Here is a 16,476-nt window from a genome sequence, read left to right as displayed (position 1 = left end):
GGTTACAACATGTAAGGGACTTTGAAGGCCAGGCTGAAGTCCGGTGCATCCGGGGTCAGGCCGATCCCCAGGATGCTGACGAACGTCGCATGCGGGGTGAGCGCGTAGGTAACCCCCAGATTCAAGGTCCCGGCGTTGGCGTCACTGCCAATGACTTTCACCCATTGACCGCCCTTGAACCGCGTCGAGGCACGCGCGCTCATGCGATCACTGAAGGAAATGCTCAGACTGGTACGTTCGTTGAAGGCGAATGCGACACCCGCGCCGAAGTAATAGGAGCCGCCCAGCTTCACGTCGCCCGGGTTGACCGTATCGGGGTTTCCGTCGATGTCGTCGAAGCCGCGCTCGAAGGAGTGGATGTAGCCGATGTTGCCGAACAGGATCGCCGGATCAGCCGTCTTCACCGCCGATAGACCCACGTTGGCCTGCCACACACCGTTGCCGGTAGGCTGCTGCGCAGGTACCGCGAAGCGGATGAAGTCATCATCGTCGCGCTCCAGCACCTTCCAGTCCAGGCCATAGGGTTCACGGCCGGTGGGGGCGGTGACGCCCACACTCAATACGGTTTCCGGACGCCGCCGGCCTTCCGGGAACAGCTTGTAATTGGCACTGACGGTCACGTCGCCGATGCCATCGCCATGGGTTTCTTCCTGCGCGATCGCTCCAGCCGAGCCGCCCGCACCGCCCTTCTGGTAGATGGTTTTACGCGCGATGTAGGGCACATCCAGATTCAGCGTGAGCTTGGGATTGACCCCCCAGCGCGCGGCGAAATTGTAGGTCAGCGAATCGGACTCGACATTCTCGATCGCGATATTGCCCAGGAAAATCGCATCCAGCGCGAGGAAGCCGTTCAAGGTCAGCTGTTTGCGGTCATAGCGTGCGTAGGTGAGGCTGTTTTCCAGCGTCAGCTTCTGGTTGAACAACGCCGACTGCTGCTGTTTGACGTCATTGACACTGCGCCGGGCCGCGTCTTTGGCGGCCTGCGCTTCGGCCGCCGAACTGGCATACCCCTCGGTCGGTGCAGAAGCGCCGGCGACCGGCGCAGCGTCGGTTGCTGGCGCCGCGGGTGCCGTCATGCCGCCCGCCTTGCCGCTGATCCGCGCCTGCATCGCCTGCACCTGCATATCCAGCTCACGCAGCCTGCGCACCTCCTGGGCATAACTGGCCTTCAGTGCTTCAAGCTGACCCATCAGGGCTTTCAGATCGGCCTCGTTGCTGGCCTTGGCCGCGTCCTGCGCGCCAGCCTCCGTCGAGCCTAGTGCAAGCCCCCCCACCAGCGCCGCCATCGCCAGTCGTTTCATCGGTGAACTCCCTTGCCTGGAAAGGTTTTCGGTTGCCAGCGTCGATCACGCTGGAAGTGGAATCACGGGCCAAATGCACCGGCGCCGTTCAAACCGCGGGCCAGCGTGATGGCCTGCGCGACGTTCTGGGTGAGCGGCACGTTGTCGGCCAACGCGCTTCTGACCAGATCGATCTGCAGCCGGTTGCCCGCCAGTTGCCCATCCCCCATCAACTGGATGGTCTGGCCGACACTGCCGCTACGCACCCACTGCTCCACCGCACCCAGCCCGTCGACCTGCAGCAGCAACTTGGCCGCATTGCCATCGAACTGCACCTGCGCGGTCGCATTGCCGTTCTGCGCGATCGCACTGGTATTGATCACGCCCGAGCCATCCGGCGCGGTGGTGCCGTTGCGGACATTGAGGTGGGTGACATTGCTGGCGCGGTTGCCGTCGCCGGCCACCTGAATGCTCTGGGTAAGACCGGCGACATTCTGCAGTCCGCTCGCATCGATACTGCGACCACTGGTATCCGGCAACGGTGCGTTGGCATCGGTGATGCTCACCGTGGGGGTGAAGCTGACTTTCGGAGTGTTGCCCTTGGTGAAATCCATACCCAGCCTCATCGCCCCTTGCAGGGTCTGGCCGGTCTGCGTCTGCCAGGTGGATATCATCGTCACGCCGAACCAGGCCACCGCATTGCCTCCAACCGTGTAACGGCCGCGCATCAGACCCAGCTCCGCATCCGGAACCTCCTGCAGGCCTTTGCCGGCAACGCTTTTGGATTCAGCCGCATGGGCGGATGTCGCAAGCACCAGCGCCAGGCCCACACAGCATGGATTGCAAATTTTCATGAACCTACTCCTTCAAAACAGGTCGGCATGGGTGAAGCCGAAATCCACCAGTTCGGCATCGGTGATCGGCTTTCCCTGTCGCGCGTAAAGCGCGCGCGCGCTCGCCTTCTCACTGGGGAGCAACAGCACCGTGTTGCGGTCAAAGTCACTACCAACCACCACGAACACCGTCCGCGAAGGCCATGCCTCCAGGAAGTCGGCCACCGGCACCACACGGTTGCCGAGGATCGGATCGCCGATTTCCACCATGTCGCCCAGCACCTGCTTGAGCACCACGAAGTGGCGGAAACCCCGCACATCCATCAGCACCAGACTGGGCACGCGCAAGGTGCGCAGCCGCTCCTCGCTGACCCGGTAACCGCGCCCCCGCATTCCCAGGGACTCCACGTAACGCTTCACGTCCAGCATCGAAAAACCGCGCTGCTGCACCAGTTCCGGATCGGAGACTCCCATCATTCCTTCGATCACCGTCGCCTCATCGGCGTCCAGGTGATAGGCGTACTTGAGAATGGTCGCCAATGCGGCTGCACCGCAGCTGTAATCGGTGTGTTGCCGTACCAGATAACGGAAGCGGCGCTCCTTCATGCTCTCGATGGATTGGGTATACAGCGCGCCATTGGGCAGGACGCCACTGAACCCCACCTCGCCGGCACGTACCGGCGTGACATGCAGCAGCAGGGCAAACAGCAGAACGACTGTCGTGCGGATCATGCCGGTACCGTCTCCATGGCAGGAAGGAGCCCCTGCCCCAAGGGGGAGGAGGGACAGGGGCTCCCGGGGTAGCCCGGCCATTGGCGGATGGCCGGGTTTGTTGCTCTCACCATCTACTACCGGCGAACCGGACAGGGTTACTCGCCGCCGGGATTGCCACCACCGCCACCACCACCGCCGGTCGACGGTTGCGCCACGGCCAGAGCGAGGCTGTTGGCCTGCAGGTTGCCGGTACCCGCCGACACGTTCACGCCGATGTTGCCCGACGCACTGGAGAACGCACTGCCGGACAGGGCTGCCGTATTGGTGGCATTGACCGCGACCGTGTACGAGTTGTTCACGGTGCCGCTCAGGTTGGCGTACAGGTACGCCGCGCCCAGCTCAAGGAAGCCCAGCTCGCCTTCTTCTTCCGTATCGAAGGCGATGCCGCCCACGCCCGGACGGTTCGGGTTTGCAGTGGCGTTCTGGATGGCGTTGTCGAGGTCGATATGACCGGTATCGTTGCCATCCGGATGAGGCAATGCGCCATCCCACGTATCCAGATAGTAGTTGTCTTTCTGATACGCCGAGCCGGTGCCGCTATAGGAACCGCCACCGACCGCGACCGTCATACCCGCGACCGGGCCGGACAGGCTGACCTGGGTGGTATTGGTGCGTTCTTCCTCATAACCGGCGTTGCTGACGCTGTTGCCCATCGACACCTGGTTGGAGCTGATGGTGGACTGCGCGTAACGGCTGGTCGCCACCGAGGCGGCGAGCGCGTTCTTCTGCTCGTTGTTGTTGCCCGAGGTGACGTTCACGCCGATGTTGCCGCTGGCGCCACTGAACGCGTTGCCACCAACGCCGGCATTGTTGATCACACCGTAGTTCATGGTCTCGTTGTTGGCACCATTCTGGTGGACAAAGACCTCCGCATCGGCCATGCCGAATGCGAACGAGGCGTCGGCCGCCGACAGCGAGGCCGCGTTGTCCTGGGTGTTGTTGTCGCCGGCGGCAACGTTGAAGCCCAGGTTGCCCGAGGCATCCATCGCGACATCGTCGGCGATGGTGGCATCGTTGGTCAGCAGGGTGTTCTCACCCGAGTTGTTGGTCACCGACTGGCGGTTGTCGATCAACGCGATGGCGGCCGAGTCGATATAGATATCGCCCCAGATTTCCGGATCGCCCCAGAATTCGATGTCGGAGCTCAGACTGATGTCCTTGTCCAGACTCACCTCGACGTTGTGGCTGTTCCGATCGCCACGAGGATAGTCGTTGTTGTTGCGGTCGCTCTGCGCGAAAGCCGCAGCACTGCTGGTCAGTGCTGCAACTGCCATGGCGAGTACCGTCCATTTCATATTCGCTTTCATGGTGCCCTCTTCTTCTGGTTCTGCAACGGGTGGGTGGAGCCTTGCTTCACGGAGTCGGCTGCACGGAAATACTCAATTGGTTTTCCGTGGCATTGCTCGATCCCGCGATCTGATTGAGTTGCAGCACACCCTCGAACCCACGCAGTGCGGAGGCTTCCACTCCGACCTTGCGGGTTCCCGGGGACGCCAGTCCGCCGGCGGTACCCTGCCCCCCTGCCGACGCGAACGAGCCTGCCGAAGCCATCGCTTCATTGGTCGTTTCGCGTATGCCCTGGTCGGCCAAGACAGCAACCACGGAGTTGAGTTCCGTATTGCCGCTGCCACTGGCCTGATTGATCGAGGCAATCCCGTTCGCGCCAACCAGCGCCTGGCCACCCAGGGTGGCGCTGGCGTGCAGTGGCATGTCGAACTGGTTGCCCCGTTGTTTCTGGATGGCGCTGACGCTCGCCAAGGCGGTCTTGCCTATCGCCATGCTGTGCAGATTGGCCTGCAGATTGAGATCGCCTGCGGCCATGTTGACCGCGACCGCGCCGCTGCTGCCGGACAGCACATTGCCGTCGATGCGGCTGTTGGCCAGGTACGTCAGCATTCCGGCATAGTCATCCTGGGACTGCGCCTGTGCCTGGGCGACCAACCCCAGCGATGCACCCGCCAACAGCAGAAATCCGAGTCGGTTCATGGTCATCGCTCTCACTTGCCGCCCGGACCACTGCCGGCCGGCTGACCCAGCGGGAACTGCGCAAATGCACTGCGCACCTGGTCACCAATGCCGCGCGTGGCACCGCTGACAGCCCCCATCGGCCCACCGATGGCCTGGCCAAGCTGATTGCCGGAAAGCACGCCGCCGTCACCGGTCGCCCGTCCGAGCGTGCCGGTCACCGCCGTCGAGGTCACCCGTTCCACCGTGGTCTGGTGCGGCGCTGCCTGGGTCAGGCCCGAGCCCATCGCCGCATATTCATCATCGGAAAGCTCATCCATCCCGATGGAGACACCCAGGGCGGTTCCCACTTCACGCTTCGGCGAGGGTTCGGCGATCAGCGCCATCCCCGGCGGCGCGGGGCGATAGGCCATCCGTGCGGAGACATCCCGCAGCAGCACCATTTCGCCGGGCTGTGCCTTGACCCCCTGGCGGGCGCCCGAGGCCATGACGGTTACCGGCATGGCGACCAGCAAGGCGAAAGCGGCGATGCACTGATAGCGATGTACGTTGCTGTCCATTTCCTCGTCCACATCTCATCTGCGGACAGGACTACGCAGCAACCGTGCCAACTTTATTTTGGCAATAAAAACAGCAACTTGCGGAGAATCGGGCAAACGGGAAACTTACCTTCCTGTAACACCGTTTTCAGCTTCAGGCGCCGGTTCGACGATCATTCAGGCGCGCGATGACGGCAGGACGCGGGCTTGAGGGGTGTATCAGGAGTGATACACCGTTGTGCTACACCCTGTTACATCCCAATCCGCCTGCGCAGGCAGCCAGGGAGAGGCCGGGCGTAGAACCGCCCGCTACATGTGGCACCTGGGCGGCCTCCCGCGCACGGATCGTATGTCCGCGTCATGTCCGAGCACCTCCCCCCGCCATCGCGCCAGCCGGCTACCGGCCAGCGACACGAAAACACGCCATGCAACATCGGTTGCTGATCTGATAGCCGCGGCAACATAACGGCGCTATGGGCTTGTTGCCGGGACGGCGGAGCTCGGGCAGCAATGCCTGCAGCGTCACACCGGGGACGTCATTGCGCACATCGGGCGGCAGCGCGCCCCCGCAATGACACAGGCGCATCCCTTCTCCTCGCCGTTTCAAGGTGAGCCGGCTGCTGGTGCCACTGCCCGGCACCGCGCCTGCCACTTGCCCTGGGAACCCATCCGGTCCGGTGGCGGCGATGGCCCGAAGCCCAGCCGAAGGTGCTACGCCGCCCGGCTCCGGCGCTGGACGATCAGCCGCCGGGGGAACGCAGGCTGCGCCGCGGCAGGATGGCACCGGTGCCGTTCACCGCGGCGCATCGTCAGGGGCAGCAACAGGGCCGCGAGACCCGGCCACACTCAGCCGTGCGGCTTGCCACCGGCATCGGATGCCACCGGATTGAGCGCGGCGTCATAGACCTTCTGGTCCAGCAACCCGGTTTCCTTGGCCACGATCACCGGCACCACCATCTGTCCGGTGACGTTGGTCATGGTGCGCATCATGTCCAGGATGCGGTCGATCGCGTACAGGTAGCCGATCGCCTCCAGCGGCAGGTTGGCCGCACTCAGCACCACCGTGGCCATCACCACCGCCGTACCAGGTACGCCGGCGGTGCCGAAGCTGCCCAGCACCGAGGCGATCATCACCACCACGTACTGCTCCGGGGTCAGCGGCACGCCCGTGTACTGGGCGATGAACACCGCGCACAGTGCCGGGTAGATCGCGCCGCAACCGTCCATCTTGATGCTGGCGCCCAGCGGCACCGCGAAGGACGCGTAGTCCTTGTTGACGCCGAGGTTGTCGGTGATCGAACGCATCGCCACCGGCATCGCCGCAAAGCTTGAGGAAGCCACGAATGCCACCTGCATGCCCGGCGCCGCGCCCTTGAAGAACTTCAGCGGGTTGAGCCCGTGGGCCAGCAGCAGGCTGCTGTAGACGATGAGGATGTGCAGCGCGCAGGCCACGTACAGCGCCAGCACGAAATTACCCAGGGGCAGCAGCTTCTCGAAGCCGTAGCTGCCCACCAGCCCGGCGATCAGGCCGAAGGTGCCCAGCGGCGTCATTTCCAGCACGAAGCGGGTGACCTGGATCATGATGTCGCTCATCTGTCCGACCAGCTTGCGCGCCTCGGTCACCTTCTCGCCGAGTTTCACCATCGCAAAGCCGAGCAGGCCGGCGAAGAAGATCACCGGCAGGATCGAGCCACGCCCGGCGGCCAGCACCGTCTCGCCGGCCGCATTGACCCGCGTACCGATGCCGGCCAGCGCGTAGAACACGTTCGAAGGCACGACATCCATCAGCACCTTGGCCACCGACGGCACATCGCGCGGGGTGTAGGCGCTGTCCACGGCCAGCTTCAGCCCGCCGGTACCCGGCTGCATGATCGTGCCCACCGCCAGCCCGACGCAGACCGCCAGCGCGGCGGTGACGATGAACCACAGGAAGGTACGCCCGCCCAGCGCGGCGACCGACTTCTGCCCGTGCAGCGAACCGATGGCGTTGATCACCGCGAAGAACACCAGCGGTACGGCGATCATCTTGATCAGGGTGACGTACAGCTCGCCCAGCGGTCCGAACCAGGTTTCCGCTGCCGGCCCCATCAGCCAGCCCGCCAGCGCGCCGAGTGCGAAGCCTGCCACCACGCGTTGCCAGAACGGAATCCGCAACCAGGCAGAGACCAGCTTCATATCGTAGATCCGGGTGCTGTTTCAGGGAGTGGCACCATAACGCAGGCGGCCGCCAGGAACGATGCCCTGACGGAAAAGCTGCGTGTCATCGGCGCGACTTTTCACAGCCGTCATAATGGGCGCTTGTTCATGTGAGTCCCGATCATCGCCATGTCACGTGTCACGCCTCTGTTTTGCGCCGTCTCGACCCTGCTGCTGGGCGCCTGCACCAGCCTGTCGCCTTCCACTCCGGCCAGCCCGGCCGCGGTGTCGGTGGACGTCCCCGCCATTGCCCATCCGACCGGCGAGACCCCGCAGTGGTGGTACCGCAGCGGCGCCGCCCGGGCCGCCGCCAACGGCGCGATGGCTGGCAAGGCCAAGAATGTGATCCTGTTTCTGGGCGATGGCATGAGCCTGACCACCGTCGCCGCCGCGCGCATCCTGGAAGGCCAGCGCAACGGCCAGCCGGGCGAGGAGAACCTGCTGTCCTGGGAGCAGTTCCCGGCCACGGCGTTCAGCAAGACCTACAACACCGATTCGCAGACCCCCGATTCGGCCGGCACCATGACCGCCATCACCACCGGCGTGAAGAGCCACATGGGCGCGATCGGCGTCAGCGCCGGCAGCCGCAACGACTGTGCCGACAGCCTGGACAAGGAACTGCTGACCTGGTTGCAGCTGGCCGACAGCGCCGGCATGGCCACCGGCATTGTCTCCACCGCCCGCCTGACCCACGCCACCCCGGCGGCCACCTACGCCCATTCGCCCGACCGCAACTGGGAGAACGACACCCACCTGCCCGAAACCGCCAAGGCGGCCGGCTGCACGGATATCGCCCAGCAGCTGATCGCCACCGCCCGCTACGGACGCGGTCCGCTGGTGGCATTGGGCGGCGGCCGTGGCCAGTTCACCACCGTCAACGAACAGGATCCGGAGTACGCCGACAAGGTCGGCCTGCGCCTGGACGGCCGCAACCTGGTAGCCGAATGGCAGGCCACGCACCCGCAGGGCGCCTATGTATGGAACGCCGACCAGCTCAAGGCCGCGGCCCGTGCGCCGGCGCTGCTTGGGCTGTTCGAACCGGACCACATGCAGTACGAGGACGACCGCGCCAAGGACCGTGGCGGCGAGCCGTCGCTGGCCGAGTTGACCCGCGCCGCCATCGCCAATCTTTCCCAGCACCAGGAAGGTTTCGTGCTGATGGTGGAAGGCGCGCGCATCGACCACGCCAACCACAGCGGCAATGCCGCCCGCGCACTGGGCGACACCATCGCCCTGTCCGATGCGGTCAAGGCCGCGGTGGCCGCCACCTCGGCCGAGGACACCCTGATCATCGTCACTGCCGACCACTCGCACACGCTGAACTTCGTCGGCTACCCGGCGCGCGGCAACGCGATCCTGGGCAAGGTCAAGGACAAGGGCGGTGAAGACGGCACCGGCGGGCTGGACCTGGCCCGTGACGGCCTGGGCCTGCCCTACACCACGCTCACCTACGCCAACGGCCCGGGCTATACCGGCGCCAGCAACCAGCAGCCGGCCGGGCCGAAGAAGTTCCCGCACTCGCCCAGCAGCTTCGAAGCCGCCCATGGCCGCCCGGACCTGACCCACGTCGATACCGAGCACGTGGACTACATGCAGGAGGCGCTGGTCCCGTCCAAGAGCGAATCGCACGGCGGCGAGGATGTCGGCATCTGGGCGCGCGGCCCCGGCAGCAAGGCGGTGCGCGGCACGCTGGAGCAGAACACCCTCTACCACCTGATCGTGCAGGCCACCCCGCGTCTGCGTGAACGCCTGTGCGCGGCCGGCACCTGCGATGCGCAGGGCGTACCGGTGCAGCTGCCGCAGCCCAAGAAGTTCGAGCGCCGGGCCTCCGCCAAGTGACTCCCGCGCGGCGGTGTTTTCCCCACCGCCGCGCCCTCACCGCCAGCGGGCTGCTGGCGGTGCTGTTTTGCCCCATCGGGCTGGCCGCCTGCGGCACTGGCCCGGCTGGATTACGACGACAACGGCTTGGCCGTCCTGATGGCCGGCCGGCAGCACCACTACGTGCGCCGCGACGGCCGTTTTCTGCCGGTCATCACCGGCGACAACGGCCCGGACTACGTCGAGGAAGACCTTGTCCGCGCGGTGGTCGGCGGCAAGCTGGGCTACTACAGCGTGCGATTGCAACCGGCGTTGGCTGCACGTTCCGACCGGGGTTTTCCGTTCAACAGCGGTGTTGCCGAAGTCTGCAACGGCTGCCGCGACAATGGGCCGGATGCCAACGGCCACCGCGCCCGGGTTGATGGGCAGCGTTTCCGTATCGACCGGCAGGGCAAGCGCCTGACGAGCCTGCGCTAGTCCGCGCGCACGGCGCCGTCATACGAATTGCGATCGCCGCACCTCGCGCCGATACTCGGCACCGTCATGAATCCGCTCTCCTCCTCCCTGCTCGATGCCGCCGCCGATGTTCCGGTGCTGGTCGGTTTCAGCGGCGGGCTGGACTCCACCGTATTGCTGCACCTGCTCGCCCACGCCCCCGGCCGTGGGCCCGGCAGCCTGCGCGCGGTGCATGTGCACCATGGGCTACAGGCCACGGCCGACGACTGGGACGCGCACTGCCGGCGGATCTGCGCGCAATGGAACATCCCGCTGCAGGTCGCCCACGTCGAGGTTCCCCGTGACGGGGGTGAAGGGCTGGAAGCGGCCGCACGCAAGGCACGCCATGCCGCGTTCGAACGACTGATGGCGCCGGGCGAATGGCTGGCGCTGGGCCATCATCAGGACGACCAGGCCGAAACCTTCCTGCTGCGCGCGCTGCGCGGCTCCAGCGTGGACGGACTGGCGGCAATGCGTGAGCGCCGCGATTTCGGCAAAGGACAACTGTGGCGGCCGTTGCTGCATGCACCGCGCAGCGCGCTAAAAAGCTATGCCCGGCAGCATGGCCTGCGCTGGATCGAAGATCCGAGCAACGCCAGCGACCGCTTCGACCGCAATTTCCTGCGGCTGCAGGTATTGCCGCTGCTGGCCCAACGCTGGCCGCACGTGGCCACAGCGTTGGCCCGCAGCGCCGCCCTCGCCGCCGAGGCCGAAGGCCTGCTGGCCGCACAGGACCGGCACGAACTGCGGACCTGCCAGAGGGAAGACGGCAGCCTGTCGCTGGCCCGGCTGTGGGACCTGTCGGCAGCGCAACGTGCGCGGGTGCTGCGCGCCTGGGTTGCACAGCAGAACCTCCCGCCGCTGCCCGGCAACGGGGTGCGGACGATCGAACAGCAGCTGCTGTCGGCGCGGGCGGACGCACAGGCCAGCTTCGCCTGGCAGAACGTGCAGATCATCCGCTGGCGTGAGCAGCTGCATCTCCGCCGCCCCGCCACGCCATGGCCGGCCGGCTGGCAGATGCCGTGGGATGGCGCCGCGCCGTTGTCCCTGCCTGATGGTGGAACCTTGCACCTGCATGGCGCGCCGGGTTTCGCCACACCGCTGACGGTACGGACGCGCCAGGGCGGCGAACGCATCCGGCTGCCCGGCCGCACACATTCCCATGCACTCAAACAGTTGCTGCAGGAGTCGACACTGCCTCCGTGGCAACGCCCGTACCTGCCGCTGCTGTGCACCGACGATGAAGTGCTCGCCGCCGGTGACCGCCTGATCTCCGACACCCTGCAGCACTGGCTGGAGGTGAACCAGGCCACCTTGCGCTGGCAACCGGCCGGCGGATCGAATTGACCCCACCGGCCGTGCCGCTCACACTTTGGCCATGCCCAAGAAGTCCCCCAACGAAATCTCCCCGGTCGCCCACTTCGAGCAGTCGCTGGAAGAACTGGAGCAGCTGGTCGAAAAAATGGAAGCCGGCGACCTGAGCCTGGAACAGTCGCTCGGTGCCTACGAGCGCGGCGTCGGCCTCTACCGCCAGTGCCAGCAGGCGCTGGAACAGGCCGAGCTGCGCGTGCGCCTGTTGAGCGATCCGGCCCAGCCGGAAAAGTCCGAACCTTTCGATACCGCCGGCAATGACGACTGAGGCCCTGTTCACCCGCTGGCTGGCCCGTACCGAACAGCAACTCGACACCGCGCTCCCCGATCCGGACACCACCCCGTACGGGCTGCATCGCGCCATGCGCTATGCGGCACTGGGCGGCGGCAAGCGCATGCGGCCGCTGCTGGTCTACGCCGCCGGCCAGCTGTTCGATGCCGACGAAGCCCTGCTGGATGCGCCGGCCGCGGCGGTGGAGCTGATCCACGCCTATTCACTGGTGCATGACGATCTGCCGGCGATGGACGATGACGACCTGCGCCGCGGCCGCCCGACCACCCATATCGCCTTCGACGAGGCCACCGCCATCCTGGCCGGCGACGCCTTGCAGACCCGCGCCTTCGAGCTGCTGGCCCGTGCGCCCTTGGCCCCCGCGCTGGCGGTGGATTGCCTGCGCACCCTGGCCACCGCCTCCGGTGCGGCCGGCATGTGTGGCGGCCAAGCGCTGGATATCGACGCCACCGGCCAACTGCAATCGGTGGCCGAGCTGGAGCGCATGCATGCGCTAAAGACCGGCGCGCTGATCCGCGCGGCCGTGCGCATGGGCGCGTTGTGCGGCGGTGCCGGCCAACCCGACCTGACCACGCTCGACACGTTTGCCAACGCCCTGGGACTGGCGTTCCAGGTGCGCGATGACATCCTCGATGTGGAAGCCAGTTCCGAGCAGCTGGGCAAGACCGCCGGCAAGGACCAGGCCCAGGACAAATCCACCTTCCCGGCGCTGCTGGGCATGGACGGCGCCAAGGCCCGCCTGCAGACGCTTTCCTTGCAGATGGACGAATGCCTGCAGGGCTACGGCGAAAGCGCCCGCGCGCTGGCCGCATTGGCACGGCTGACGGTGCAGCGCACCCACTGACCCCACAGATCGCCCCACAAAAAAGGCCCGGAATTTCCGGGCCTTTTCGTTTCACCTTGCGCCGGTTACTTGATCAGGCGGATGGCGAACGGGTAGCGGTAGGCTTCGCCCCGGTTGGCGGCCAGACCGGCCAGGATGCTCAGCACGATGCAGGCGACCCACGCGGCGAAGTTGATCAGCATGCCGATCAGGATGACCGTCAGGATCGTGCCGATGATGTACACGCCGGTCAGCGTGATCTGGAAGTTGAGCGCTTCCTTGGACTGGTCGGTGAGGAACGCCTTCTCCGGCTTGTCCTTGTTCACCAGCCACACGATCAGTGGCACGATGAACCACAGCACGATGCCCGACAGATGCACCAGCATGGCAAGCGTGTTGTCATCGCCCTGCGCAGGGCTCGACGGCGGCGGCGGCGGAGTGGTGATGTTGTCGAAGTCGCTCATTGCGTTCCCCTTATTCCTTTGTTGGATTGTTGTGTCCGGCGGCAGACCGGAGTCGGTCCACGCCGCTCACCGACAGGATACGTCAATCGTTACCGGCAACCGTCATTTTCCCCACCAGGATCGAGCCGGTGGAGACATGCGAGCGCGGGTCGATGTCGCTGCCCACCGCCTCGATGCTGGCGAACATCTGCTTGAGGTTGCCGGCGATGGTGATGCCGTCCACCGGATAGGCGATCTGGCCGTTCTCCACCCAGAAACCGCCCGCGCCGCGCGAGTAGTCGCCGGTCACGCCGTTGACGCCCTGCCCCATCAGCTCGGTCACCAGCAGGCCGGTACCCATCCCCGCCAGCAGGGAAGCCCGGTCACCGGCGTTGGCGGCGACCTTGAGATTGTGCACGCCGCCGGCGTTGGCGGTGGTGGTCAGCCCCAGCTTGCGCGCCGAGTAGCTGCTCAGGATGTAGCGCTGCAATACGCCGCCGCTGACCAGCGCCGAATCGCGGGTGGCCACGCCTTCGCCGTCGAAGGCACACGAGCGCAGGCCGCGACGCAGCAGCGGCCGCTCGTCGATGGCGAACCAGTCCGGGAACAGCGAGGTGCCGGCGCTGTCGAGCAGGAAGCTGGCACGGCGATACAGCGCGCCACCGGAAACCGCACTGAGCAGGTGGCCGATCAGCGAGCGCGCCATTTCCGCACTGAACAGCACCGGCACCTCGCCGGTCGGCAGCGAACGCGGCTGCAGCCGGGCGACGGTGCGCTCGGCGGCCCGCCGGCCCACAGCCGCAGGATCTTCCAGGTCTTCCCGGGCGATAGCACTGGTGTACCAGCCGTCACGCTGCATGCCATCGCCCTGCCCGGCAATCAGCGCGCAGCCGATGGAATGGTGGCTGCTGCGCTCGTGGCCAATGAAACCGTGCGAGTTGGCGTAAACCGACAGGCTCTGCGCGGTCGCCGCCGAAGCGCCGTCGGAATTGCTGATCCGGCCATCGGCCTGGCGCCCGGCCGCCTCGCAGGCCAGCGCCAGATCCACCGCTTCCTCGGCGCTGAGTGCCCACGGGTGCCAGCCGTCCAGGTCCGGGAACGCCGTCGCCATCAGCCCGGCATCGGCCAGGCCGGCGGCCGGGTCGTCCTCGGTATGGCGGGCGATCGCGCAGGCCTGCGCCACGGTGGCCTCCAGACTGGAGTCCTGCAGGTCGGCGGTGCTGGCGCTGCCCTTGCGCTGGCCGAAGTACACCGTCACCGCGATGCCGCGGTCATGGGTGGACTCGACGGTCTCCACCTCGCCCAGGCGCACATTCACATCCAGCCCGCGTTCCTCGCTGCAGCTGACCTCGGCCTGGCTGGCGCCCATGGCGCGGGCCTTTTCCAGCAGGCGCTGGGAGATAGCGGCCAGCTGTTCCAGGCGGGGCAGGCTGTCGTCGATGCCGGCGGCATCGGTGGTAATGGCGTTCAATGCTTTATCCTGTCGATAGTTATGGCCCTGCGCGAGGCGGGGCGAATGTAAGGATGTGGAAGACGATGCGCGGACGCGACGAAGAAACCGGTGAATTCCTGGGCGAAAGCCGCAGCCAGAACCGCCGTGAGGCCCTGGAGATACTTGCCCTGGGCGAAACCCTGGTGGACCTGACGCCGGCACAGCTGGCGCGGCTGCCGATCCCCGAAGACCTGCTGCCGCATATCGAATACAGCAAGCGCATCACCGCCCATGGCGCGCGCAAGCGCCAGCTGGCGTTCCTGGCCAAGCACATGCGCCGCGAGGATGAAGCCACGCTGCAGGCCATCCGTGACGCGCTCAGCGCCAACAGCGAGACCTCGCGCCGGGAAGTGGCGATGATGCATCGCATCGAGCGCTGGCGTGAGCGCCTGCTGGCCGAGGGCGACAGCGCGCTGGGCCAGCTGCTGGACGAATACCCGCAGGCCGACCGCCAGCAACTGCGCACGCTGCTGCGCAATGCGCAGGCGGAAAAAGCCAAGAACAAGCCGCCGCGCGCGTTCCGCGAGATCTTCCAGGTGTTGCGCGGGCTGATGCTGCCGGCAGTGATTGGCGGCGCGACTGCGGCCGACAGCGACGATGACGGCGAGCTCGAGGACGACGCGCAGGACTGAGCCCGCCGCAGGCTGCCGGCATCCACCGGCAGCCGCTGCGCTCAGCGTCGCAGGCATCATCGGCGTCCCGCTCAGGCCTGGGTACCGCCCACGGTGATGCCCTCGATCAGCAGCGATGGCTGGCCCACACCCACCGGCACGCTCTGGCCGTCCTTGCCGCAGATGCCGACGCCTTCATCCAGCGCCAGGTCGTTGCCGATCATGCGTACCTTCTGCATGGTTTCCGGGCCGTTGCCAATCAGCGTGGCGCCCTTGACCGGCGCGGTGATCCTGCCGTCTTCGATCAGGTAGGCCTCGGTCGCCGAGAACACGTATTTGCCGCTGGTGATGTCGACCTGGCCGCCGCCGAAGTTGACCGCGTACAGGCCCTTTTTCACCGAGCGGATCATTTCCTGCGGGTCGTGGGTGCCGGCGCGCATATAGGTGTTGGTCATGCGCGGCATGGTCATGTGCGCGAAGGATTCGCGGCGGCCATTGCCGGTCGGCGCCACGCCCATCAGCCGCGCGTTGAGCGTGTCCTGCATGTAGCCGACCAGGATGCCGTCCTCGATCAGCGTGGTGCACTGGGTTGGCGTGCCCTCGTCGTCGATGTTCAACGAACCACGACGCCCGTCCAGGGTGCCATCATCGACGATGGTCACCCCCGGTGAAGCCACCCGCTCGCCAATACGGCCGGCATAGACGCTGGTGCCCTTGCGGTTGAAGTCGCCCTCCAGGCCGTGGCCGACCGCCTCGTGCAACAGCACACCCGGCCAGCCCGGGCCCAGCACCACCGGCATCACCCCGGCCGGGGCCGGAATCGCCTCCAGGTTCACCAGTGCCTGGCGCAGCGCCTCGCGGGCGAAGCCTTCCGGGCGCTCACCGGCAAACAGTTCTTCATAGCTGTAGCGGCCACCACCGCCGGCATAGCCGGACTCGCGCCGCCCGTTCTGCTCGACGATGACCTGCACGTTCAGCCGCACCAGCGGGCGCACATCGGCCGCCAGCACGCCATCGCTGCGCGCGATCAGCACCGTGTCCACGCCGCCGGACAGGCTCACCATCACCTGCTGCACGCGCGGATCGGCCGCACGCAGGTACTGGTCCAGGCGCTTGAGCACCTCGACCTTGGCTTCGTTGCCGATGCTGTCCACCGGGTCCAGCGCCGGATACAACACACGACCGCCGCCGCTTACCAGCGGGCGCACGTTCTGCGCGCCGCCCTCGCGGGAGATCGCCCGGGCCGACTGCGCCGCCGCCAGCAAGGCGGCCGGCTGGATATCGTCGGAATAAGCGAAACCGGTCTTCTCGCCGGAAATGGCCCGCACACCCACGCCCTGCTCGATGGAGTGGGCGCCGTCCTTGACGATGCCGTCTTCCACGCTCCAGCTTTCACGCCGCGAGTGCTGGAAATACAGGTCACCAAAATCGATGCCCGGCCCCAGCAGGGTGCCGAAGGTGCGCTCGAGGCGGTTGGCGTCCAGCCCGGCCGGCAGCAGCAGGCGGGACTCGGCAAGCGTCATTACGTTATCAGTCATGTCATT

The 16,476-nt window shown here is 66.3% G+C and carries 16 protein-coding genes; 6 read left to right on the top strand and 10 right to left on the bottom strand.

The annotated features are described in order from the left end of the window. Positions 1-2: 2 nt before the first annotated feature. The 7 genes from ACVOMC_RS07050 to ACVOMC_RS07020 form a co-directional block, all read right to left on the bottom strand. Entirely contained in the window at positions 3-1,301 is a 1,299-nt protein-coding gene (locus tag ACVOMC_RS07050; protein ID WP_481523396.1) for a transporter, read from the bottom strand. 62 nt (positions 1,302-1,363) lie between these two features. Continuing rightward, the gene (locus ACVOMC_RS07045) at positions 1,364-2,134 is read right to left on the bottom strand and encodes a hypothetical protein (protein WP_481523395.1); all 771 of its coding nucleotides are present in this window, start codon (positions 2,132-2,134) and stop codon (positions 1,364-1,366) included. A gap of 12 nt (positions 2,135-2,146) precedes the next feature. Further along, on the bottom strand, positions 2,147-2,845 hold the full coding sequence (locus ACVOMC_RS07040) for a C39 family peptidase (protein ID WP_054658631.1): 699 nt from the start codon (positions 2,843-2,845) through the stop codon (positions 2,147-2,149). Between the two features lie 137 nt (positions 2,846-2,982). Continuing rightward, positions 2,983-4,194 (bottom strand): hypothetical protein, encoded by a 1,212-nt coding sequence (locus tag ACVOMC_RS07035; protein WP_054658629.1) that lies wholly within the window; start codon positions 4,192-4,194, stop codon positions 2,983-2,985. A gap of 46 nt (positions 4,195-4,240) precedes the next feature. Then, the gene (locus ACVOMC_RS07030; RefSeq protein ID WP_481523572.1) at positions 4,241-4,873 is read right to left on the bottom strand and encodes a hypothetical protein; all 633 of its coding nucleotides are present in this window, start codon (positions 4,871-4,873) and stop codon (positions 4,241-4,243) included. An 11-nt stretch (positions 4,874-4,884) separates the two neighbouring features. After that, positions 4,885-5,412 carry a hypothetical protein gene (locus tag ACVOMC_RS07025; protein WP_481523394.1) on the bottom strand — a complete coding sequence of 176 codons (528 nt, stop codon included), beginning with the start codon at positions 5,410-5,412 and terminating at the stop codon, positions 4,885-4,887. Between the two features lie 825 nt (positions 5,413-6,237). Next, positions 6,238-7,566 carry a dicarboxylate/amino acid:cation symporter gene (locus ACVOMC_RS07020; RefSeq protein WP_054659707.1) on the bottom strand — a complete coding sequence of 443 codons (1,329 nt, stop codon included), beginning with the start codon at positions 7,564-7,566 and terminating at the stop codon, positions 6,238-6,240. Positions 7,567-7,716: 150 nt separating this feature from the next. On the opposite strand from ACVOMC_RS07020, the gene ACVOMC_RS07015 reads away from it, so the two are divergent. The 5 genes from ACVOMC_RS07015 to ACVOMC_RS06995 all read left to right on the top strand — a co-directional run bounded on the left by ACVOMC_RS07015 (position 7,717) and on the right by ACVOMC_RS06995 (position 12,407). Then, complete coding sequence (locus ACVOMC_RS07015) at positions 7,717-9,426, top strand: alkaline phosphatase (RefSeq protein ID WP_481523393.1); 1,710 nt, start codon at positions 7,717-7,719, stop codon at positions 9,424-9,426. A 126-nt stretch (positions 9,427-9,552) separates the two neighbouring features. Further along, entirely contained in the window at positions 9,553-9,882 is a 330-nt protein-coding gene (locus tag ACVOMC_RS07010) for a hypothetical protein (protein WP_481523392.1), read from the top strand. 66 nt (positions 9,883-9,948) lie between these two features. Beyond that, positions 9,949-11,247 carry a tRNA lysidine(34) synthetase TilS gene (gene tilS / locus ACVOMC_RS07005; RefSeq protein WP_481523391.1) on the top strand — a complete coding sequence of 433 codons (1,299 nt, stop codon included), beginning with the start codon at positions 9,949-9,951 and terminating at the stop codon, positions 11,245-11,247. 31 nt (positions 11,248-11,278) lie between these two features. Continuing rightward, positions 11,279-11,539, top strand: a complete 261-nt coding sequence (locus tag ACVOMC_RS07000; RefSeq protein WP_054660940.1) for an exodeoxyribonuclease VII small subunit — start codon at positions 11,279-11,281, stop codon at positions 11,537-11,539. Further along, positions 11,529-12,407, top strand: coding sequence for a polyprenyl synthetase family protein (locus ACVOMC_RS06995; RefSeq protein WP_481523390.1), 879 nt, complete (start codon positions 11,529-11,531; stop codon positions 12,405-12,407). Before ACVOMC_RS07000 ends, ACVOMC_RS06995 begins: the two co-directional genes overlap by 11 nt. 65 nt (positions 12,408-12,472) lie before the next feature. On the opposite strand, the gene ACVOMC_RS06990 is transcribed toward ACVOMC_RS06995, so the two are convergent. After that, entirely contained in the window at positions 12,473-12,850 is a 378-nt protein-coding gene (locus tag ACVOMC_RS06990; protein ID WP_054660612.1) for a DUF4870 domain-containing protein, read from the bottom strand. Between the two features lie 82 nt (positions 12,851-12,932). Further along, entirely contained in the window at positions 12,933-14,300 is a 1,368-nt protein-coding gene (gene pmbA, locus ACVOMC_RS06985) for a metalloprotease PmbA (protein WP_481523389.1), read from the bottom strand. A gap of 65 nt (positions 14,301-14,365) precedes the next feature. On the opposite strand from pmbA, the gene yjgA reads away from it, so the two are divergent. Beyond that, a complete protein-coding gene (yjgA, locus tag ACVOMC_RS06980; protein WP_481523388.1) occupies positions 14,366-14,953 on the top strand; it encodes a ribosome biogenesis factor YjgA in 588 nt (195 codons plus the stop codon). A gap of 71 nt (positions 14,954-15,024) precedes the next feature. Here the strand turns inward: yjgA and tldD are convergent, their stop codons facing one another. Then, positions 15,025-16,470, bottom strand: a complete 1,446-nt coding sequence (tldD, locus tag ACVOMC_RS06975; protein ID WP_481523387.1) for a metalloprotease TldD — start codon at positions 16,468-16,470, stop codon at positions 15,025-15,027. Positions 16,471-16,476: the final 6 nt, after the last annotated feature.

Source organism: Stenotrophomonas sp. STEN014, assembly GCF_056760315.1.
The sequence above is the reverse complement of the archived record's forward strand: the minus strand, read 5'-3'. Positions and strand labels throughout refer to the sequence as shown.

Coding starts and splice junctions, on each gene's coding strand:
- ACVOMC_RS06995 (WP_481523390.1), top strand. CDS start 11,529: ATGACGACTGAGGCCCTGTTCACCCGCTGGCTGGCCCGTACCGAACAG.
- tilS (WP_481523391.1), top strand. CDS start 9,949: ATGAATCCGCTCTCCTCCTCCCTGCTCGATGCCGCCGCCGATGTTCCG.
- ACVOMC_RS07050 (WP_481523396.1), bottom strand. CDS start 1,301: ATGAAACGACTGGCGATGGCGGCGCTGGTGGGGGGGCTTGCACTAGGC.
- ACVOMC_RS06990 (WP_054660612.1), bottom strand. CDS start 12,850: ATGAGCGACTTCGACAACATCACCACTCCGCCGCCGCCGCCGTCGAGC.
- ACVOMC_RS07000 (WP_054660940.1), top strand. CDS start 11,279: ATGCCCAAGAAGTCCCCCAACGAAATCTCCCCGGTCGCCCACTTCGAG.
- ACVOMC_RS07040 (WP_054658631.1), bottom strand. CDS start 2,845: ATGATCCGCACGACAGTCGTTCTGCTGTTTGCCCTGCTGCTGCATGTC.
- yjgA (WP_481523388.1), top strand. CDS start 14,366: ATGCGCGGACGCGACGAAGAAACCGGTGAATTCCTGGGCGAAAGCCGC.
- ACVOMC_RS07020 (WP_054659707.1), bottom strand. CDS start 7,566: ATGAAGCTGGTCTCTGCCTGGTTGCGGATTCCGTTCTGGCAACGCGTG.
- ACVOMC_RS07025 (WP_481523394.1), bottom strand. CDS start 5,412: ATGGACAGCAACGTACATCGCTATCAGTGCATCGCCGCTTTCGCCTTG.
- ACVOMC_RS07015 (WP_481523393.1), top strand. CDS start 7,717: ATGTCACGTGTCACGCCTCTGTTTTGCGCCGTCTCGACCCTGCTGCTG.
- ACVOMC_RS07045 (WP_481523395.1), bottom strand. CDS start 2,134: ATGAAAATTTGCAATCCATGCTGTGTGGGCCTGGCGCTGGTGCTTGCG.
- ACVOMC_RS07035 (WP_054658629.1), bottom strand. CDS start 4,194: ATGAAAGCGAATATGAAATGGACGGTACTCGCCATGGCAGTTGCAGCA.
- tldD (WP_481523387.1), bottom strand. CDS start 16,470: ATGACTGATAACGTAATGACGCTTGCCGAGTCCCGCCTGCTGCTGCCG.
- ACVOMC_RS07030 (WP_481523572.1), bottom strand. CDS start 4,873: ATGAACCGACTCGGATTTCTGCTGTTGGCGGGTGCATCGCTGGGGTTG.